Source organism: Sphingomonas suaedae (assembly GCF_007833215.1).
Classification (GTDB): Bacteria; Pseudomonadota; Alphaproteobacteria; order Sphingomonadales; family Sphingomonadaceae; genus Sphingomonas; species Sphingomonas suaedae.
Genome location: NZ_CP042239.1, coordinates 13,888 through 34,303, shown reverse-complemented (window position 1 = coordinate 34,303; position 20,416 = coordinate 13,888). Strand labels below are relative to the sequence as shown.

Sequence of the window (20,416 nt, the reverse complement as noted above, 5' to 3'; positions counted from 1 at the left end):
TCCTTCTCCCTCTCCCCGCCACCTGCTTGCGTGCAGGCTGGTCGTTGTCGTTGACGGCACCAGACCGGTAATTGGCTCCATCAAGGCGATGGACAAGCCGGAGTCGCGTCGTCAGGGTAGCGCTACCATATATCAAATCCGAACCTTGGCAAATCATTTGTCGGAGTTTCAGATTTGCGGCATTGACGTTATGAAACCGGGATGGAGCAATCGCCGCTGGGAGCACCCATCGCGATGCCGAAGGAGGGGATATCCGCATGGGAACGCTGGAACTTCTGAACCCCGTTGCCCATGCCGGGCTGAGACTGGACGTAAGCCACCGATTCAACACGCATTTCGTTCAGATCGTCGCGTCCGAGTTCATCCCGACGATGCAGGATTATCCGATCCTGTTCACCAAACACCCACAGACGGGCAGTTTTTACGCGGGGGCGCTACTGGCGCTCGAACCGGGCGAAGAGTCGATCCGGAATGACGGAGTTGAACCCTATCGCCCTGCGGACCTCATCCGGCAGGGTTTCTTTCTTGTCGACGGGCAGCTGGCGATCGATCCGGACGCACCGGTCTTCACTCCGGCGGGCACGCCCCTGTTCGACGCGAATGGCGAGCCGGGCGATGCGCTCCGCCGCGTCCAGCGCGCCACCCACATTCTTCACCACGGCCTGCCCGAAACCGACGCGATCATCGCGCGCTTTCTGGCGCTGCGCCTGATCGAGCCCATCGATATCGCGCTGAATTTCGACGACGGCTCGCGGCTGCGGCTGGATGGGCTCTATTCGATCAGCCTGGATGTGCTCCATGCGCTGTCGGACGCAGATGCGCTCGACCTGTTTCACCGGGGCGATCTTCAGCTTGCCTATGCCCAGACCGCATCGGTCCAGCATATCCGGCGCATGGCGCAGCGCCGCAACGACCGCTTGTTCGTCGCCAGCGCATGACTGACGCGGTCGCCATCGCGGGGGCGGAAGCGCTGAGCGATCCCACCGCATTTCGCGAGCGGGTGATGGGCGCCGGGAAGCCCGTGATGCTGCCGGGCGCGGCGAGCGCATGGCCCTTGCTCGCCCAGCCGGGCGCACGCGACATCATTGCGGCGCTGCGCGAGTTCGACGCCGGGCGCGAGGCCGGACTCTTTGTCGGCGCGCCAGAAACCGGGGGCCGCTATTATTACGACGCCACGCTATCGGGGTTCAATTTCGCGCAGGAATCCATGGTCTGTGGCGCGGGGCTGCAACGCATCCTCGACAGCGCCAACGCGAGCGGTGGCGAGACACTCTATATGGGATCCCTGCCCTCCGAACGCTATTTTCCGGGGGTCGAGGCGCTCACCCCCCTGCCCTTCGTGCCCGCGACGATCCGCCCGCGCTTCTGGATCGGTCATGCCTCCAGCATCGCCTGCCATTATGACATGATGGACAATGTCGCCTGCGTCGCGGCCGGGCGACGGCGCTTCACGCTCTACCCGCCCCAGGCGATCGGCGATCTCTATGTCGGCCCGGTCGATCACACCATGGCGGGCCAGCCGGTCGCACTTGCAGTCGACAGCGCCCCCGGCGATCCGCGCTTTCCCCGCTTCGAGGCCATTCGGGATCAGGCACTCGTCGCGGAACTCGGCCCGGGCGACGCGATCTACATCCCCAAATTATGGTGGCACAAGGTCGAGGCGCTCGACGACGTCAACGTCCTCGTCAATTTCTGGTGGGACGGCTTCGCGAGCGGCCCCGATCAGCCCTATGCCGCAATGCTGCTCGCGATGATCGCGATCGCCGAGCGGCCCGAGGCCGAGCGCGCGGCGTGGCGCGCCTGGTTCGATCACTATGTTTTCCGCCCCGACGGCCACCCGCTCGAGTTCCTGCCCGACGAGCGACGCGGCATTTTGGGCAAGCTGGGCGAAGGCAACTACCAGCGCATCCGCACGATGGTGATGCGAATGCTGCGCGGTTGAGCACCCGCTACCAGTCGAACGGGTCGACGATCCGGATGCGCGCCTTGAGGTGGATATCCGCGACAAGCTGCAGGGGGGTCAGATCGACCTCCGACGCGCCGTCACGCACAAGCTCCGCGAAGCGGCGGTAGAGCGCGGGATATTCGGTCGCCAGTTCGTCGTCCTGCGCCGCGGCCGTGGCGCCGTCGAACGCCAGCGTTCCGCCGCCCTCCGCCAGCGTCATTGTGCCGCGATCGGTTCGCGCGGCGATGTCCCAGCGTTGATGCCCTGTCTGAAGGAAATCGAACCGGGCGTCGATCGCGCACCCGAATTCGTCGCGGAACAGGACGTTGGCGGCGATGGCGGCGGCGCGATTGGCGGGGATCTCGATCTCCGCCGACTCGACGAACAGCGGGTGCGGGAAGATGCGCGTCGCGATCGACAGCGCGTTGATCGCCGGATCGAACACCCCGAACCCGCCAGGTTCGAAGATCCAGTCCTGCCCCGGATGCCAGTGGCGGACATCCTCGGCCCAGGTGATCGTCGCGTCGCGCAGCGTCCGCTCGGCCAGCCAGGCCCGCGCCGGTTCAACCCCGGCTGCATGGCGCGAATGCCAGCTCGCGAAGAGACTCACGCCCTGCGCCGCTGCGCGCGTTCGCAGCGCCGTCGCTTCCGCCAGCGTCGCTGCGGGGGGCTTTTCGAGGAATACATGCCACCCCCGGTCGATGGCGGAGGCCGCAAGTGCGCGGCGCACCTGGGGCGGGGTGCAGAGCGCCACTGCATCGACCACAACGTCGCTCGCGGCAAGTGCCTCGATCGAATCGAAAAAGGGTAGCGCGTCCAGCGTCCCGCCATGGCGGCTGACGGTGGCGACCAGCTCGAAGGCGGGGTCGTTCGCGATGGCCGGAAGATGCTGGTCGTGTGCGATTTTGCCCATGCCGATCAGGGCGATGCGGATCGGCGGACTCATAGCGGGGTCACGACGACCGTCTCGGCCTCCGCAATCGCCAGCGGATTGCGCAGCGGCAGCGCGAAGGGCCGCGCGTCGATCTCGAACACGTCACCCGCCTGCGTCCTGATCCCATCGGCAAAGGACAGCGTCGCAGTGCCGAAGAAGTGGACATGGACATCCCCCGGGCGCCGAAAACACGGATATTTGAAGTGATGCGCCTCCAGATTGGCGATGTGATGCGACATGTTCGCCTCTCCCGTCAGGAACGGCTTCTCCCAGATCACCGCGCCATCGCGCACGATCCGGCTTGCTCCGCGAATATCGGCGGGCGGATCGCCCAGCAGCAGTTCCGCGCCCAGCGCCGCCGGACGCAACTTGGAATGGGCGAGCCACAGATAATTGTGGCGTTCGGTCACATGGTCGCTGAACTCGTTGGCCAGCGCGATGCCCAGCCGCCGCGGCCGCCCCTCGCCATCGATCAGATAGATGCCGGCCAGCTCCGGCTCCTCGCCCCCGTCCTGCGCGAAGCCGGGCGAAACCAGCGGCGCACCGGGGGCCACCAGATGCTGGCCGTCGCCCTTGTAGAACCATTCGGGCTGCTGCCCGACAGTGCCTGCGGGCGGCTTTCCACCCTCGACCCCCTCAAGGAACATCCGCATCGAGTCGGTCGGCCGGTCGGCGCTCGCGGCAGCCTTGTGCATCGCATCGCGCCCCTCCGCCGAACCGAGATGGGTGAGGCCGGTTCCGGAAAGCGTGACCCGCGCCGGATCGGGATGGTCGATCGCAGACAATAGCCGCCCCGCCGCCAGTTCCGCATCGATATCGACCGCCTCCCCGCTCCGCCGCGCGCGCGCGGCATCGGCCAGCGACGTCCCTTCGGCAAGCGCTGCTTGCGCCAGTTCCAGGACCGAGACAGGGCCGCTCAGGAAGAGCGCGTCGGCGTCCTCAGCCAGGATGAGCCGACGCCGTCCATCGTCGGCGCGATGCTGCAACAGGCGAAGCGTCATCAAACTCTCCTCATCGGGGCGGGAACACCGCCCCTTCTTTTGTCCGAGTAACTACCGGGCATCTTCTAGCTCGCGGGCGCCTGTTCAACGGTCACGTCGGGAAGCGCATTTGTCGGTTTGGCCCCCCAGAGCGCGTAAAACAGCACATAGAGTTCGCACACTGCGGTCAGCAGGAACGACATCTGCAGTCCATAGGCGTCTGCGATCATTCCCTGAACGAATACCAGTGCGCCACCCGCGATCGCCATGATGAGCAGCCCCGAACCCTCCTCCGTCAGCGGACCCAGCCCGCGGATGGCGAGGGTGAAGATCGTCGGGAACATGATCGAATGGAACAGCCCGACCAGGATCAGCGCCCACATGGCCACCGGACCGCTCGCGAATACGGTGACCAGCATCACCAGGAAGGCGGCGATCGAAAAGGCGGCGAGGACGGTTTCCGGCCGGATCTTCTGCATCAGCGCCGCGCCGATGAACCGACCGACCATCATCCCACCCCAGAGCAGAGTGAGGTAATGCCCCGCCTGCTCGTTGGTCATGTTGCCGATATCGGGGCGGCTGACGAAATTGACGAACAGATTGCCGACGCCGATCTCGGCGATCAGGTAGATGAAGATCGCGGGCACGCCCCAGACGAGATTCCGGTGCCGCCACAGCGAATGGTTGCGCCGCTCCTCACGCGCGACCCGGCTGGTCGCCTGCCCCATCGCGGGAAGCGGGAAGCGCGCAATCACGACCGCGAGCAGGACCAATACCACCGCGACCAGGCCATAGGGCAGGATCACCGCCTGCGCGTCAGCGAGCCGTTCGGCTTCGGTCAGCACCGTGCCGTGCGCCGCCGTCCCGCCCGTCGACCGACCAAGGATCAGATAGGCGCCGAACAGCGGGGCGAGCATCGTCCCGGCCGAGTTCATCGCCTGGACGAGGTTGAGGCGCGAGGACGCGGTTTCCGGCTTCCCGACCACCGCGACATAGGGATTGGCCGCGACCTGCAGAAGGGTGATGCCGCTCGCGATCACGAACAGCATGAACAGCGTCACCCCATAGGATGGCAGGCTCGCCGCGAGCATCATGCCCGCCGATCCGACCGCCATGATCAGCAAGCCGGTGACCAGCGACTTCTGGTAGCCGATCCGCTCGATCAGCTTCGCCGAGGGAATCGAGGCGAAGAAATAGGCGATGAACCACACGCTTTCGATCAGCGTCGCCTCGAAATAGCTGAGGTCGAACACGCTGCGCAGATGCGGCAGCAAGGTGCCGTTTATGACGGTGATGAAGCCCCACATGAAGAACAGCGACGCAAGCAGCGTCAGCGCCGCCGTGTAGCTGCGTGGCGCATCGGACACGGCACCGGCGGGACCGGTGGTGGACGGGGCAGCCGGCATGTCTCTCTCCCTTTGCGCCGGTAACCACCGGGTTGCGTTGATTTCAAATGTAGGACTATATGCCGGGCAAGCATTCCGTCAATGCGGGATGACAGGGGATTTCTGGGAGAGACAAATGATGCGAACGCGCCTCTTGCTGACAGCCTGCGCGATTGCACTCGTGCCCGCTGCCGCCGCTGCGGCGACTGCGGAGCGTAGTTCGTTCGGCAAGATGCCCGACGGGACGATGGTCGAGGCGGTGACGCTGTCGGGCAAGAATGGCGTGCGCGCGCGGATCATCACTTTCGGCGCCACGCTGCAGGCGCTGGAAGCGCCGGACCGCAACGGCAAGGTCGCCGATGTGACGCTCGGCTATGACGATCTGGCAAGCTATATCGCCAAGCCCAATTATTGGGGCCAGACGATCGGGCGCTATGCCAACCGTATCGCAGGCGGCAAGTTCACGCTCGACGGCAAGACCTATCAGCTGGCGCAGAACGACAAGGCCAATTCGCTGCATGGCGGACCGGGCGGGTTCGACAAGGCGGTGTGGCGCATTACCGAGGTCAAGGACGGTCCCGTCGCCAGCGTCACGATGAAGCTGACCAGCCCCGACGGCGATCAGGGCTATCCCGGCAAGCTCGACGTTACCGTCACCTATACGCTCGACGATTCAGGCGCACTCGGCATCGATTTCCACGCCACCAGCGACCGCCCGACGATCGTCAACCTGACCAATCACGCGCTGTTCGACATGGCGGGCGAAGGATCGCCCTATGGCGCGCTGGGTCAACGCCTCACCATCCCCGCCAGCCGCTATCTGCCGGTCGATGACGCGCTGATCCCCACCGGTGAACGGCGCTCGGTCGAGGGGACCGTGTTCGATTTCCGGCGCGGACGCACGCTGCATGACGGGCTGCGCGACGGCACCGATCCCCAGATCGTGATCGGCCGCGGCTGGGACCATAACTGGATCCTCGACAAGGGCGCCACGGCCGAGCCGCAACTGGCGGCGCGGTTGGAGGACCCGAAATCGGGCCGCGTACTGGAGGTGCTGACCACCGAACCCGGCGTGCAATTCTATTCGGGCAATTTCCTCGACGGGACGATGGTGGGCAAGAAGGGGCATGTCTATCGCATGGGCGACGGAATCGCGCTCGAGCCGCAGAAATTCCCGGACACGCCCAACCAGCCCGCCTTCGGCTCGGCGCGGGTCGAACCCGGCAAGCCCTATCGCCACCGCATGGTCTATCGCGTGTCGGTCGCGCGCGATGAGGTGGCCGGGTGAGCGAGACACCTCGGTTGCGCAGCCGCGCGTGGTTCGACAATCCCGACAATATCGACATGACCGCGCTCTATCTCGAGCGCTATCTGAATTTCGGACTTAGTCTCAAGGAATTGCGCTCCGGCAGGCCGATCATCGGAATCGCCCAGACGGGCAGCGACCTGTCCCCCTGCAACCGCCACCACCTCGTGCTCGCCGATCGCGTGCGCGAGGGCGTGCGCGAGATGGGCGGCATCGTGCTCGAGTTTCCGGTCCATCCGATCCAGGAAACCGGCAAGCGGCCGACCGCAGGACTCGACCGCAACCTCGCCTATCTCGGCCTGGTCGAGGTGCTGTACGGCTATCCGCTCGACGGCGTGGTGCTCACAATCGGGTGCGACAAGACCACCCCCGCCGCATTGATGGCCGCGGCGACGGTCAACATTCCGGCGATCGCGCTGTCGGTCGGCCCGATGCTGAACGGCTGGCACCGCGGCGAGCGCACCGGCTCCGGCACGATCGTTTGGAAGGCGCGCGAGCTGCTTGCAGCCGGGAAGATCGACGATGAGGAGTTCATCCGCCTCGTGGCCTCCTCCGCGCCCTCGACCGGCTATTGCAACACGATGGGCACGGCGACGACGATGAACTCGCTGACCGAGGCGCTCGGCATGTCGCTGCCCGGATCGGCCGCGATCCCGGCGCCGCATCGCGACCGGCAGGAAGCAGCCTATTTCACTGGCAGGCGGATCGTCGAGATGGTGGCGGAGGATCTGAAGCCCTCGGACATCATGACCAAGGCCGCGTTCCATAACGCCATTCGCGTCAATTCGGCCATCGGCGGATCGACCAATGCGCCGATCCATCTCTCGGCGATCGCGCGCCATGTCGGCGTCGATCTGCCGCTGACCGACTGGCAGGCGGTCGGCCACGATATTCCGCTACTGGTGAACCTCCAACCCGCGGGCGAATATCTCGGCGAGGACTATTTCCGCGCCGGCGGCGTTCCTGCGGTGGTCGCGCAGTTGATGGGCCAGGGATTGATCGAGGAAGACGCGATCACCGCCAACGGCCGCACGATAGGCGACAATTGCCGCGATGCCCGGATCGAGGATGAGGCGGTGATCCGCCCGTTCGACCGCCCGCTCAAACAGGCGGCGGGGTTCATCGTCCTGCGCGGCAATCTCTTCGACGCTGCGATCATGAAGACTTGCGTGATCTCCGACGCCTTCCGTACCCGTTATCTGAGCAACCCCGACGATCCGGAAGCCTTTGAAGGGCCCGCGCTCGTGTTCGACGGGCCGGAGGACTATCACGCGCGGATCGACGACCCCGCGCTCGACGTCACGTCGGAGACATTGCTGTTCATGCGCGGCGCGGGACCGATCGGCTATCCAGGCGCGGCCGAGGTCGTGAACATGCGCGCACCGACCTATCTGATCTCCCAAGGCATCACCGAACTGCCGTGCATCGGCGACGGGCGCCAGTCGGGGACGAGCGGAAGTCCGTCGATCCTCAACGCCAGCCCGGAAGCGGCGGCGATGGGCGGGCTTGCCCTGCTGCGCACCGGCGATCGCGTGCGGATCGACATCCGGCGCGGTACCGCAGATATTTTGATTTCCGACGCTGAGCTTGCCGCCCGCCGGGCCGCACTCGAAGCCGCAGGCGGCTACCCCTGCCCCCCTTCGCAAACCCCGTGGCAGGAAATCCAGCGCAACCTTGTCGGCCAGCTCGACACCGGCGCTATCCTCGAAGGAACGGAAAGCTACCAGCGGATCGCGCAAACAAGGGGAACGCCGCGCGACAGCCACTAACGCGCTTGCGGACCGCTCTCTGGCCTGGTGATATCCCGGATACAGACGGCGACACTATCGTGCGCAATCCTGTCCCTTCGTTCAGCATAGGGACATTTGCCCTATGTTCTTCGTTACAACCGCATCACCGGCACGATTCGCCGCAAAACAAGTGCTTAGGAGGAACATCATGCACAGCCTCTCCCGCCGCCCGCGGGTCGCGGGCATCGCGCTCGCCCTCGCATCGGCCTTCGTGCTCGCGTCCTGCGCGACGCCGACGCCCTATCAGCCCGCGACCGGTTCCGGATCGTACAGAACCGGATATTGGGACGAACAGATCGAGTCCGACCGCTTCCGCGTCACTTTTTCGGGCAACAGCCTGACCTCGCGTGAGACGGTCGAACGCTATCTTCTTTATCGCTCCGCTCAGCTGACCGTTGAGCGTGGCGCGGACTATTTCGTGCTCGCCGATCGCGATACCGAGAAGAAAAGCCGGACTTATATTGACGAGCCGTTCGGCCCCGGCCCCTATGGCTATTGGGGACCATCATGGCGCTATTACAGCCCACGTTGGGGCTGGCGCGCATGGAGCCCGTGGGGCGGCGATCCATTCTTCGACCGCCGGGTCGATGTCCGCACCGTCGATCGCTATGAGGCGAGTGCCGAGATCGTGATCGGACGCGGCGCCAAGCCCGACAATGTCCGCGCATTCAATGCGCGCGAAGTCCTCCAGAATCTGGGCCCGTCGGTCGCGCCGCCGCGCCCGCAATAAGGTTCCGATCCTGCCCCGCAACGGGTAGCGTACATGAAAAGGGCCGCCCGGTCGTTCCGGGCGGCTCTTTCTTTTTGTCCCACGTCGCGATCGTCAGACCGCCGCGCCGTGGCAATGCTTGTATTTGCGACCCGACCCGCACGGACACGGTGCGTTGCGGTTGACGCGGCCTTCCCATGATGCCGGATCGTCGCCCAGTCCCTCACCCGCCGGGCGCGGGATCTGCATCGGCGGCAACTGGTTCGAGATCAGTCCGGCCGCGCCCGCGTCCCAGTCCGCGCTGTTGTCGAGGCCGGTCAACGCATCGATATGCGTCGTCAGGAAATCCGGCAGTTCGGGAAGTTCGGGTGGCGGCGCCATCTGGAATTCGGCCCAGGCGATCGTGCGGGTGACATCCTCGCGGATCGCGATCAGCATCCGCTCGAACATCGCGAACGCTTCCTGCTTATATTCGTTGATCGGTGTCTTTTGCGCATAGGCGCGCAGGTGGACCACCTGGCGCAACGCATCGAGCATCGAGAGATGCTCCTTCCAGTGGTGGTCGAGATTCTGGAGCAGGATCGATTTTTCGATCTGCATCCAGGTTTCCGGATCGAGCTCGTCGGACTTGGCGGTCACACGGGCCGTCGCAAGGTCGAGAATGCGCTTCTCGACATCCTCGGGCTCGAGACCGTCCTGCGCCGCGATCCATTCCTCGACCGGCGCCTCGACGCCCAGCATTTCGTGCGCGCGCGCCTTGAGGCCCTCGATATCCCATTGTTCGGGATAGCTTTCGGGAGGGCAGGCCTGGCCGACAATATCGTTGACGGCCTCTGCGCGCATATCCTCGACCACGTCGCCGACGGTATCGGCGTCCATGATGTCGGAGCGCTGTTCGTAGATCACCTTGCGCTGGTCGTTCATCACGTCGTCATATTCGACGACCTGCTTGCGGATGTCGTAGTTGCGCGCCTCGACCTTTTTCTGCGCCGTCTCGATCGCCTTGGTCAGCCATTTGCTGCCGATCGCCTCGCCATCGGCGATGTTGTTGCGCATCATCTTCGCGAACAGCGTGTCCGGGCCGAAAATACGCAGCAGATCATCGTCGAGGCTGAGGTAGAAGCGCGACAGGCCGGGGTCGCCCTGACGCCCCGCGCGACCGCGCAGCTGGTTGTCGATGCGGCGGCTTTCATGGCGTTCGGTGCCCAGCACGAACAGGCCGCCGGCTTCGAGCACACGCTGTTTCTCGGCGGCGATCTCAGCCTTGATCTGCTCGATCGCGGCGTCGCGGTCGGGACCCTCGGGCATTTCGGCCAGTTCGGCCTCGACGCGAAATTCGAGGTTGCCGCCCAGCTGGATGTCGGTGCCGCGGCCTGCCATGTTGGTGGCGATGGTAACCGCGCCGAGGCGTCCGGCTTGCGCCACGATATGCGCTTCCTGCTCATGGAAGCGGGCGTTGAGCACCGAGTGATCGACGCCCTCCTTGGTGAGATAGTCGGACAGCAGTTCGGATTTCTCGATCGAGACGGTGCCGACAAGCACCGGCTGGCCCTTCGCTGCATGTTCCTTGATCGCGCGGGCGATGGCGATGAACTTGTCCTGGAGGGTCTTGTAGAACTCATCCTCCTGATCGACCCGCTTGACCGGCACGTTGGTCGGGATGGTGACGACGTTCATCTTGTAGATGTCGAAGAATTCGGGCGCCTCGGTCGCCGCGGTGCCGGTCATGCCCGACAGCTTGGGATACATGCGGAAATAATTCTGGAATGTGATGCTGGCAAGCGTCTGGTTCTCCGGCTCGATCGTCACGCCTTCCTTCGCCTCGACCGCCTGGTGCAGGCCGTCGGACCAGCGGCGGCCGTCCATCATGCGGCCGGTGAATTCGTCGATGATGACGACCTTGCCGTCCTTGACGATGTAATCCGTGTCGCGCTTGAACAGGATGTTCGCGCGCAGCGCCTGATTGAGGTGGTGGACCACCTGAGTATTCTCGAAATCATAGAGGTTGGCGCCCTGAAGCAGCCCTGCCGCTTCCAGCATCCGCTCGGCCGTCTCGATCCCATCCTCGGTCAGGACGACGTTTTTCTGCTTCTCGTCCTTCTCATACAGGCTTTCGTCGAACTGCTTCACCACCGCATCGACGCCGATATAGAGCTCAGACTTGTCGTCGGTAGGGCCTGAGATGATGAGCGGGGTGCGCGCCTCGTCGATCAGGACGGAGTCGACCTCATCGACGATCGCCATCGCGAACGGGCGCTGGACCATCGACGCGCGGTCATATTTCATATTGTCGCGCAGATAGTCGAAGCCGAATTCGTTGTTCGTGCCATAAGTGATGTCCGAGGCATAAGCCTCGCGGCGCTGATGATCGGCGAGGTTCGGGACAATCACGCCGACGGTCAGGCCGAGGAAGCGGTAGATCTGCCCCATCCACTCGGCATCGCGGCGGGCGAGATAGTCGTTGACGGTGATGACATGCACGCCCTTGCCCGGCAGCGCGTTGAGATAGGTGGCGAGCGTCGCGACAAGCGTCTTGCCCTCGCCCGTCCGCATCTCCGCGATCTCGCCGCGATGGAGGACGATGCCGCCGATCATCTGGACGTCGAAATGGCGCATACCGAGCACGCGGCGCGAGGCCTCACGCACGGTCGCAAAGGCTTCGGGAAGGATCGCGTCGAGCTTTTCGCCATTGGCGAGCCGTTCGCGATACTTGACCGTCTGCGCGGCAAGATCCGCGTCGGACAGCGCTTGCATCGTCGGCTCGAAGCCGTTGATTTTCTGGACAATGGCCCCAAGGCCTTTGACGTACCGGTCGTTGGACGAACCGAACAGGGATTTGGCCAAACCGCCGAACATGATGGATTCCAGTCATATGAAATTGCGGGGTGCGCGCCCGTGTCACGAGCGCAGAACGATATGCGTGCGAAATGGGTGCCGACCGCAGACGCGGCGGCGCGCGCGGCTATTCCAGCCGGCGCTCGCTGGTCAGGCGGGCAGGACGCCCGGCCGGTTCATCGAACAGCGCGAAACCGCTCGCGACCGGCGCAGCGCGCGTGACGGGGGGGCGGATCGCGATGGTCTTCGCAACGCTTGCCACCATTTCGACCGCAACATCGGCGGTGCGAGTGATCGACGGTTCACGGCCCTGCTGCATCGCGCGCAGGTCGCGGTCGCCGGCAAATGCACCGGTCAAGCTCGCGAGAAGCGCGGAGAGGAAGAGCAGCAATTGCACGCGAATTTCCGTACGGGTCCCCAGTGTGCCCGGCACTGAAACGACGGGCCGTGCGGACATAGGGGTTGGGAGCGCTTCGTCCAAGTGTTAAAGAGTCGAAGCTTCAGTCTTCTCGTCTCCGCACCACCTCGCACCCGACGCGCGCATCCGGATAGACGTCGAGCTTCATCGATCGGACGCGCACCTCCGCGATGCGCGGATCGGCGGCGAGGGCGAGCGCGGCGACCGCTTCGCACAGCGTCTCCTGCAATTCGATATGCCGCTCGCGGGCGAGCGCGTGGATGCCCGTGCGCAGATAGTCGTAATCGACCACCGCCTCGATCCTGTCCGACGGCACGCCCTCATAGACGCAGCGCATCGCGACGCTCAATTCCACCCGCTGTGGCGCGGCACGCTCATAGTCGTGAATGCCTAGGCCGATCTCGACCACCAGGCCGTCGAGGCGGATCGTATAATCAGCCATCGGGGCGGTCTCGGCCATCGAACATCACATCACCATCGCGCTTTACGAAGCGCTGTCCGCTATCGACGAATATATTCTGGCCCGTGATGCTGCGCGCGATGAGCAGATGGGCGACCGTCGCGGCGATCTCGTCGAGATCGATACGCCGTTGGAGGAGGTTGGCGGTCGCGACGCGGGCGAACTCCGCGTCGTCTTGGTCGAGGCTGGGCAGCGTAAGGCCGGGTGACACCGCATTCACCCGGATACGCGGCGCGAGCTTCATCGCGAGGAGCGTCGTCGCCTCCGCAAGCCCCGCCTTGCTCAGCGTGTAGGTGAGGAAATCGGGATTGGGATTGGCAAGCTTCTGGTCGAGCAGATTGACCACCGCGCCCTGTTTCAGATCCGCCTGCGCGGCGAGCGCCGAGGCGAGCAGCAACGGAGCACCGAGATTGACGTGCATATGCCGATCGAGTCCGGCATAATCGGCGAGCGGCAGCGTATCCCAGGCGAAGAGCGAGGCATTGTTGACCAGCCCCTCGACCGGGCCGCCCAGAGCCTGAGCGCCCGCTGCGATCAGGCCGTGCGTCGCAACCGGGTCGGCAAGGTCGGCGGTGACCAGCGCGACGCCGAGTTCTGCCGCCAGCGCCTCCGCCTCCTCCTGCGAATCATGATGGTGCACCGCCACCCGATGCCCGCCGGCGACAAGATGGCGGACGATCGCCGCCCCGATCCGCCGCGCGCCGCCGGTGACGAGAATGCGCATCGCGCTCAATAGCCCATCAGCGCCAGGACTTCCTTGCGGCTGCGTTCGTCCTCGCGGAAGGTCCCCATCATCCGACTGGTGACCATGCCGACGCCCGGCGTGCGGACCCCGCGCGCGGTCATGCAGGCATGGGTCGCGTCGATCACCACCGCGACGCCGCGCGGCTTCAGATGCTCCCAGATACAGTCGGCGACCTGCGCGGTCAGCCGTTCCTGAACCTGGAGCCGCCGCGCGAAGCCGTGCAGCACGCGTGCCAGCTTCGAGATGCCGACGACGTGGTTTTCGGGAAGATACGCGATCGATGCCTTGCCGATGATCGGCGCCATGTGATGTTCGCAATGCGACTGGAAGGGGATGTCCTTGAGCAGGACGATCTCGTCATAACCGCCCACTTCCTCGAATACCCGGGACAAATGATGGGCCGGATCCTCGTCATAGCCCTGGCAATATTCCCGCCAGGCGCGCGCGACGCGCTTGGGCGTGTCGATCAGCCCCTCGCGACTCGGGTCGTCGCCGGCCCAGCGAAGCAAGGTCCGCACGGCATCGGCGACCTCTTCGGGCACCGGAATCTTTGGCGGAGCGGCGACCATGTCGCCGTCATCGGGTTCGTCGTGATTTTGGCAACTCATCCTGGCCCGGCCCCTATCCTATCGTTTGACGCTACGGCAAGCGCGTCTGACTGTGTTGCCAATGCGCAACAAGCGGTCTCGGAACGAGAAATAGCAAGCATTTCCGCGGGATTCATAGCGTGATTTGACGTTGACGTAAGGATTCGGGCGAGCGTAGCTTGTGCCTAATAACAACAAGAATGGTTTCCGACGGCGCAGCCGCGGCATACCCAGAGAGGAGAGTTTGATGCGCAAGATCCAGCTATTTTCCGCGTCCGCCCTCGCCCTGATCGCGGCGACGCCCGCGTTCGCGCAGGACGCACCCGCCGCCGCCGCGGCGGAGGACGAAAGCTACCAGTCCGCCAATGAAGTCGTCATCACCGCGACCCGTCGTAACGAAACGGTGCAGGACGTGCCGATCGCGGTGACCGCGGTTCCCGCCGATCTGCTCGAGAATGCCGGGGTCAACGATCTTCGCGGCCTCGAACAGCTCGCCCCGTCGCTGCAAAGCTCGACCGGTCAGTCCTCGGCCACCGGCACCACCCTCTATATCCGCGGTATCACAACCGCAGGCGACAATCCGGGCTTCGAACCGGCGGTCGGCGTGTTCATCGACGGCGTGTTCCGCGCGCGTGCCGGCGTCGCGGTTTCGGAACTGCCCGAACTGGAGCGCGTCGAAGTCCTGCGCGGTCCGCAAGGGACGCTGTTCGGCCGCAACACATCGGCGGGCGCGCTGTCGATCTTCACCGCCCAGCCGTCCTTCGATCTGGGTGGCTATGCCGAAGCCAGCTATGGCAATTACAATGCGCTGGAGCTGAAGGGCGCGATCACCGGCCCGGTCAGTGAGCAGCTCGCGCTGCGCCTCGACGGCGGCTATCGCAAGCGCGACGGCTATATCGAGGACGTCAACAGCGACCGTGCGTTCAACGACGTCAACCGCTGGTATGCCCGCGCACAGGCGCTGTACGACACCGCGACCTTCTCGTTCCGCCTCATCGGCGATTATTACGAGACCGACGAACAATGTTGCGGCGCGCTCAGCGTCGTGCGCGGCTCGTTCGCGCCCCTGATCGAGGGGATTGCGGGGGCGCAGGGTCGCGACGGGCTGTACACCGGCGATCCGTCAGAACGCCGCATGGCCGCCTCCCCCAACCGCGATTTCTCGGAAAAGGTGCGCGACTGGGGCATTTCCGGCGAGATCAACGCCGAACTGGGCGACATCAAGTTCACCTCGATCACCGCCTATCGCAACTGGCGGGCGCTGCGGAATCAGGACATCGACTTTTCCGGCGTCGATCGCGCCTATCGCGAGGATTATCGCAATCGGCTGGTCGATTTCACGCAGGAAATCCGGTTCCAGGGCTCGGCGTTCGGCGGCGCGCTCGACTGGCTGGTCGGTGGCTTCTACCTCAATGAAACCAATGATCTGCGCGACACGGTGCGCGTCGGCAATGACGCCAACCTCTATGTCGATTCGATCTTCAACGCGCTGGCGGGGCCGTCCTTCGGCGGCTCAGTGCAATTCTATGGCTCGCTCGGCCCCACGGTTCCGACGCCGGGCGCGGTGTTCCTGAACCCGGCGGTGCCGAACTCCTATCCGGCGATCCAGGCTGTGTACGGCAACACGCTGGCGCCTCTGGTCGCCTGTTTCCGCACACAGGCGGTGGGTGCACCGGCCGGGATCTGTCCGATCCCCGGATTCCCGACCGCGCCGATCCCGGGCCTCGCCGCGCTCGCCGCAAGCCCGCTCCCCGGCGCCACCGCTGGACAGGGCAACAATAATGACGATTTCCGCGTCAAGACCAATGCCTTCGCGCTGTTCACGCACAACATCATCAACATCAGCGACAAATTGTCGCTGACGCTGGGTGCGCGCTGGAACTATGAGAAGAAGGATCTGAGCGCGACGATCAACAACAACACCGGCAGCTGCGCCTTCTTCGATCAGGTGCGCGCGGGCGATCCTGCCGCCAACGCCTATGCCAATGTCCTTCGGCAAATCGGCTTGTTCAACAACCTGTTCCTGCTGTCGTGCAACCCGGCGCTCAACAACGAGTTCAACGGTAGCTATTCGCACGATCAGGACGAGAGCAAGATCACCGGTACCGCCAAGCTGGCGTACAAGATCACGCCGGATGTCCTGCTCTATGGCGGCTATGACCGTGGCTACAAGTCGGGCGGCTACAACCTGGATCAGGCGACGTTCGACAGCGTGCTGCTGGGCGGCAACGGGGCGCAGGGCAGCGACCTCGCCTTCGGATCGGAATCGGTCGACGCGTTCGAAATCGGGCTGAAGACCCAGTGGGGCCGCGCCTTCACCTTCAACATTGCGGGCTTCTACCAGAAATTCAGCGATCTTCAGTCGCTGGTGTTCAGCGGCAACAATTTCGTCGTCCAGAATGTCGACAGCACGACCAGCAAGGGCGTGGAACTGGAGTCGATCATTCAGCCGGTTCGCGACTTCACGGTTCGCCTCGGCTACAGCTACATCGACGCGAAATATGATGCCGACAACAATTTCACGGGGACTCCGCTGCAAGGGCAGGAAGGGCGTCAGCTCAACAATCAGCCCGAGCATACGGTGACGGTAGCGACCACCTGGACGCCGGCGCTGACCAGAAACATCCGCGGCCTCGTCCACGTCGACATGCGCTACAATAGCGAGGTGAATATCCCGTCGAGCAACCCCGATCCGGTAACCGGTCGGACTGCGCTCTACAATCCGGGCTATCCGCTGATCTCGGCGCGGATCGGCATCCAGACCGAAGACCGCAAGAAGAGCCTCGAATTCTATGTCGAGAACCTGACCAACCAATATTATCATATCACCGGCTTTGCGGTGCCGGAGCAGACCGGCAACTATGCCGCCTATCCGGGCCTGCCGCGCTTCTACGGCGTGCGGGCGAAGGTCGCCTTCTGACCGTGTGAGCCGCACAGGGGGCCCGCCGGTCCCTTCCCTCGACGATGGGCGCGTTCGGGATACCGGGCGCGCCCTTTTCGATCGATCCCCTGAGTCCGGGCGGCGCGACGGATCGGCGATGCAAGAGAATCGGCATGGCGAAGCGGTTGAATCGGTCCCCCACGCGCGGCCAAAGGCGTCCGGAGGGACCACAACGGACAGAGTTCTCCACAAACAAACGTCGGTTACCCCTATGAAAGGGCATCAAATACGTGCATCCCGCGAAGAACCGCAGTACATCGTCACGAGCGACAACGGTGGCAAGGCATCGTACGAGCCGTCGGCGCTGACCAAGATCTGAGCCGACATCGGGTTGTCGGCTCAAAGAGGAGAAGAAAAGAATGGCGGAAAAGAAGGCATCCGGCGGCGCCCGTGGCGGCATCGCGAAGCCCGTCACCCCCTCGCCCGAGCTCGCGGCGGTCGTCGGCGCCGGTCCGCTGCCGCGCAGCGAGATCGTCAGCAAGATGTGGGACCACATCAAGAAGAACAACCTTCAGAACCCCGCCAACAAGCGCGAGATTCTGGCGGACGACAAGCTGAAGCCCATCTTCGGCGGCGACAAGGCGACGATGTTCGAACTGAACAAGCACATCGCCAAGCACGTCAAGTAATCCACCGGTCGGCTTTCGACCGGTTCGGACAGCGGGAGCCCCCGAAGCCACTGGTTTCGGGGGCTTTCGTTATCAGCAGCATCCCGCCGGGGAGAGTTCGGCGCAACGGAGACGATGGTGAAGCGTAACGAACGGCCATTTCTGGAACGCCTTCCGCTCGCCGTCGACAGGCCGTTGACGGGCTATGGCGTCGCGATCCTGCTCAGCGGAATCGCCTGGTGGGCGCGCTGGGCACTCGATCCGGCCTTTCCCCAGGGATTTCCCTATCTTACCTTTTTCCCGGCGGTCGTCGTGTCGGCCTTCCTGTTCGGCCGAAGGGCGGGACTCTTCGCCGCTATCCTGTGCGGCGTGCTCGCCTGGTATTTCTTTATCCCGCCGTTCCACAGCTTCGCGATCAACCGCGGCACCTCGATAACGCTCGCCTTCTACGTCGCGGTCGTTGCGGTCGATATCCTGCTGATCGACTGGATGCAGCGCGGCAACGAGCAATTGCGGCGCGAGCGCGCGCGCAGCGAGAAGCTGGTCGCGCACAGCCAGTTGCTGTTCAGCGAGTTGCAGCATCGGGTTTCGAACAATCTCCAGATGGTCGGCGCGGTCCTGTCGCTCCAGCGACGGGGCGTCACGGACCCGGCGGCGCGTCAGGCACTCTCGGATGCGGCGGGCAAGCTCCAGACGATCGGCCGCATCCAGCGCCAGCTCTACGACACCAGCGGCGCCCCCCTCGCGCCCGACCGGCTGTTGCCGGATCTGACCCGCGATCTGATCGAAACCGCGGGACGGCCGGGCATCGACTGGAAAGTCCATGTCGCGCCGGGACTTGAGCTGCCGTCCGGATCCGCGATTCCGCTGGCACTGATCCTCGCAGAAAGCATCGCCAATGCGATCGAGCACGGATTTGCCGAACGCGCAGAAGGATGCATCACGGTTACGATGCACGAGATGGACGCGGCGCTCACGCTGAGCGTCGCCGATGATGGCGCTGGCCCGCCCGACGGGTTCGACGCAGCGACCGCAACCAGCCTGGGCCTGCGCATCGCCCGCACGCTGGCCGAGCAGCTCGAAGGGAGCTTCACGCTGGAACGCGGCGTGCGGGGAGGCGCCGTGGCGACGCTGCGCATCCCGCTATCGGATGCCTAGTTCGCTCATAGACCGTGGTCGACAGCATCGAACGCCTCGCGCAGATAGTCGCCGACCGGCCGACTGCCTTCGTCGCGGTTGAACGCTTCAAGTCCAAGCCGGACGCACCCGATCGCCAGCATGGCGACGACCCGAAGCGACGCCTCCCGATCCGGATCGGGCCATTTCTCCCGCAACGCGGCAAAGACCGTCCGCTCATGCTCGACATAGCTGGCCTGTTTACGCGCCATCACGGCCTCGCTGGATCGCATCAGCCGGTCGATCGCGATCATCTCGTCGGCGGGATAGCCGGCGCTCAGCCGCAACACGATATCGCGAATCGCTTGGATCGGACGCTTGGCTTCGGGCTCATCGGATAGTCCAGCCGCGATCGCCTCCCCCATCCCCGACTGCATCGAAATCAGGATGTCGTCCTTCGACTTGTAATAATAGAAAAAGGTGCGACGCGAGATGCCCGCCTCTTCGGCAATCGCATCCAGCGTCGTCGCCTCATACCCGTCCGCGAGAAACAAGCGCAGCGCCACGTCCGCGATCCGCTGCGCGGTCTCGCGGCGCTTGCGCTCACGCAGTCCACCCGCCGCTGTTGCACGATCACCGCCTGCCACAAATTTCCCCTAGTGTAATATTGCACTTGATGCGATAAATAATTTACACCAAGTGCGATTCTTTGGAAAGGCAGCATCATGACGAAATGGACCGCGCACGACATCCCCTCGCAACAGGGTCGCACCGCGATCGTCACCGGGACGGGAGGACTGGGCTTCGTCGATGCCCTCGAACTCGCACGCGCGGGTGCTGACGTCATCCTGGCGGGCCGCTATTCGGCCAAAGGGGAGCAGGCCATCGCGCAGATTCGTCACGCGATTCCGGCGGCGCGTATCCGGTTTGAGCAGCTCGACCTTGCCGACCTGAATTCGGTCGCGGAGTTCGGAGCGCGGCTCTGCGATCGCGGCACAGCGCTCGATCTGCTGATCAACAACGCCGGCGTGATGGTGCCCCCCAGGCGCATCGAGACGATCGACGGGTTCGAACTTCAGTTCGCTACCAATTATCTCGGCCATTTCGCGTTGACGGCGCATCTGCTTCCGCTGCTACGCGAGGGGAAGACGCCACGCGTCGTCTCCCTCTCCAGCATCGCAGCGCGTCGCGGCCGGATCGACTTCACCAATCTGAACGCCGAGACGGACTATGATCCGATGCGGGCATATAGTCAGTCTAAGCTCGCCTGTCTGATGTTCGCGTTCGAGCTTCAGCGCCGCAGCGATGCTGATGACTGGGGGATCGCAAGTATCGCCGCGCATCCGGGGATCGCGCGCACCGATCTGCTCCACAACGGGCCGGGTTCGCGCAGCGTGATGGGCGTGACGCGATCGCTGCTTTGGTTCCTGTTCCAACCTGTAAGCCAGGGGGCGTTGCCGACGCTGTTTGCGGCGACCTCGCCCTCGGCGAAGCGTGGCCACTATTACGGTCCGGACCGGTTTTGGGAGACGCGCGGCCATCCGGCATCGGCCGATATCCCGGCGCAGGCGCTGGATCGCGCGACCGCAACCCGGCTGTGGGAGCAATCCGAAGCGCTGGCCGACGTCGCGCTGCGCTGAAACCGGACTGAGGGAGA

General features: G+C 64.4%; 19 protein-coding genes. 10 read left to right on the top strand and 9 right to left on the bottom strand.

The window, feature by feature from the left end:
* Window positions 1-257 precede the first annotated feature (257 nt).
* Window positions 258-938 (top strand): SapC family protein, encoded by a 681-nt coding sequence (locus tag FPZ54_RS00185; RefSeq protein ID WP_145844108.1) that lies wholly within the window; start codon window positions 258-260, stop codon window positions 936-938.
* The gene (locus FPZ54_RS00180; RefSeq protein WP_145844106.1) at window positions 935-1,942 is read left to right on the top strand and encodes a cupin-like domain-containing protein; all 1,008 of its coding nucleotides are present in this window, start codon (window positions 935-937) and stop codon (window positions 1,940-1,942) included. Before FPZ54_RS00185 ends, FPZ54_RS00180 begins: the two co-directional genes overlap by 4 nt.
* A gap of 7 nt (window positions 1,943-1,949) precedes the next feature.
* On the opposite strand, the gene FPZ54_RS00175 is transcribed toward FPZ54_RS00180, so the two are convergent.
* The 3 genes from FPZ54_RS00175 to FPZ54_RS00165 all read right to left on the bottom strand — a co-directional run bounded on the left by FPZ54_RS00175 (window position 1,950) and on the right by FPZ54_RS00165 (window position 5,265).
* A complete protein-coding gene (locus tag FPZ54_RS00175) occupies window positions 1,950-2,891 on the bottom strand; it encodes a Gfo/Idh/MocA family protein (RefSeq protein ID WP_145844105.1) in 942 nt (313 codons plus the stop codon).
* Window positions 2,888-3,880 (bottom strand): AraD1 family protein, encoded by a 993-nt coding sequence (araD1, locus tag FPZ54_RS00170; protein ID WP_186456854.1) that lies wholly within the window; start codon window positions 3,878-3,880, stop codon window positions 2,888-2,890. Before araD1 ends, FPZ54_RS00175 begins: the two co-directional genes overlap by 4 nt.
* A gap of 65 nt (window positions 3,881-3,945) precedes the next feature.
* Complete coding sequence (locus FPZ54_RS00165; protein ID WP_145844103.1) at window positions 3,946-5,265, bottom strand: sugar MFS transporter; 1,320 nt, start codon at window positions 5,263-5,265, stop codon at window positions 3,946-3,948.
* Between the two features lie 115 nt (window positions 5,266-5,380).
* Between FPZ54_RS00165 and FPZ54_RS00160 the strand changes: the two genes are divergently transcribed.
* From FPZ54_RS00160 to FPZ54_RS00150, 3 genes are all read left to right on the top strand, one after another.
* Window positions 5,381-6,532: an aldose epimerase family protein gene (locus FPZ54_RS00160; protein WP_186456853.1), complete on the top strand. Its 1,152-nt coding sequence runs from the start codon at window positions 5,381-5,383 to the stop codon at window positions 6,530-6,532.
* Entirely contained in the window at window positions 6,529-8,319 is a 1,791-nt protein-coding gene (locus FPZ54_RS00155) for an IlvD/Edd family dehydratase (RefSeq protein ID WP_145844101.1), read from the top strand. Before FPZ54_RS00160 ends, FPZ54_RS00155 begins: the two co-directional genes overlap by 4 nt.
* Window positions 8,320-8,488: 169 nt before the next feature.
* On the top strand, window positions 8,489-9,070 hold the full coding sequence (locus FPZ54_RS00150) for a CC0125/CC1285 family lipoprotein (RefSeq protein WP_145844100.1): 582 nt from the start codon (window positions 8,489-8,491) through the stop codon (window positions 9,068-9,070).
* 93 nt (window positions 9,071-9,163) lie between these two features.
* Here the strand turns inward: FPZ54_RS00150 and secA are convergent, their stop codons facing one another.
* The 5 genes from secA to folE form a co-directional block, all read right to left on the bottom strand.
* On the bottom strand, window positions 9,164-11,905 hold the full coding sequence (secA, locus tag FPZ54_RS00145) for a preprotein translocase subunit SecA (protein WP_145844099.1): 2,742 nt from the start codon (window positions 11,903-11,905) through the stop codon (window positions 9,164-9,166).
* Between the two features lie 106 nt (window positions 11,906-12,011).
* Entirely contained in the window at window positions 12,012-12,281 is a 270-nt protein-coding gene (locus FPZ54_RS00140) for a hypothetical protein (protein ID WP_145844097.1), read from the bottom strand.
* 103 nt (window positions 12,282-12,384) lie between these two features.
* On the bottom strand, window positions 12,385-12,744 hold the full coding sequence (locus FPZ54_RS00135; protein WP_145844096.1) for a dihydroneopterin aldolase: 360 nt from the start codon (window positions 12,742-12,744) through the stop codon (window positions 12,385-12,387).
* Complete coding sequence (locus tag FPZ54_RS00130) at window positions 12,737-13,486, bottom strand: SDR family oxidoreductase (RefSeq protein WP_145844095.1); 750 nt, start codon at window positions 13,484-13,486, stop codon at window positions 12,737-12,739. The genes FPZ54_RS00135 and FPZ54_RS00130 overlap by 8 nt, the downstream gene beginning before the upstream one ends.
* 5 nt (window positions 13,487-13,491) lie before the next feature.
* Entirely contained in the window at window positions 13,492-14,076 is a 585-nt protein-coding gene (folE, locus tag FPZ54_RS00125; protein WP_239019835.1) for a GTP cyclohydrolase I FolE, read from the bottom strand.
* 265 nt (window positions 14,077-14,341) lie between these two features.
* Between folE and FPZ54_RS00120 the strand changes: the two genes are divergently transcribed.
* The 4 genes from FPZ54_RS00120 to FPZ54_RS00105 all read left to right on the top strand — a co-directional run bounded on the left by FPZ54_RS00120 (window position 14,342) and on the right by FPZ54_RS00105 (window position 18,801).
* Window positions 14,342-17,014 (top strand): TonB-dependent receptor, encoded by a 2,673-nt coding sequence (locus FPZ54_RS00120; RefSeq protein ID WP_145844093.1) that lies wholly within the window; start codon window positions 14,342-14,344, stop codon window positions 17,012-17,014.
* A complete protein-coding gene (locus tag FPZ54_RS20380) occupies window positions 16,956-17,354 on the top strand; it encodes a hypervirulence associated TUDOR domain-containing protein (protein WP_338419535.1) in 399 nt (132 codons plus the stop codon). The genes FPZ54_RS00120 and FPZ54_RS20380 overlap by 59 nt, the downstream gene beginning before the upstream one ends.
* Window positions 17,355-17,394: 40 nt before the next feature.
* Window positions 17,395-17,664, top strand: coding sequence for an SWIB/MDM2 domain-containing protein (locus FPZ54_RS00110; protein ID WP_145844090.1), 270 nt, complete (start codon window positions 17,395-17,397; stop codon window positions 17,662-17,664).
* Window positions 17,665-17,778: 114 nt separating this feature from the next.
* Complete coding sequence (locus FPZ54_RS00105; protein ID WP_145844088.1) at window positions 17,779-18,801, top strand: sensor histidine kinase; 1,023 nt, start codon at window positions 17,779-17,781, stop codon at window positions 18,799-18,801.
* Window positions 18,802-18,806: 5 nt separating this feature from the next.
* On the opposite strand, the gene FPZ54_RS00100 is transcribed toward FPZ54_RS00105, so the two are convergent.
* On the bottom strand, window positions 18,807-19,406 hold the full coding sequence (locus FPZ54_RS00100) for a TetR/AcrR family transcriptional regulator (protein WP_145844086.1): 600 nt from the start codon (window positions 19,404-19,406) through the stop codon (window positions 18,807-18,809).
* Window positions 19,407-19,484: 78 nt separating this feature from the next.
* Between FPZ54_RS00100 and FPZ54_RS00095 the strand changes: the two genes are divergently transcribed.
* On the top strand, window positions 19,485-20,399 hold the full coding sequence (locus FPZ54_RS00095) for an SDR family oxidoreductase (RefSeq protein ID WP_145844085.1): 915 nt from the start codon (window positions 19,485-19,487) through the stop codon (window positions 20,397-20,399).
* The last annotated feature ends 17 nt before the right edge of the window (window positions 20,400-20,416 follow it).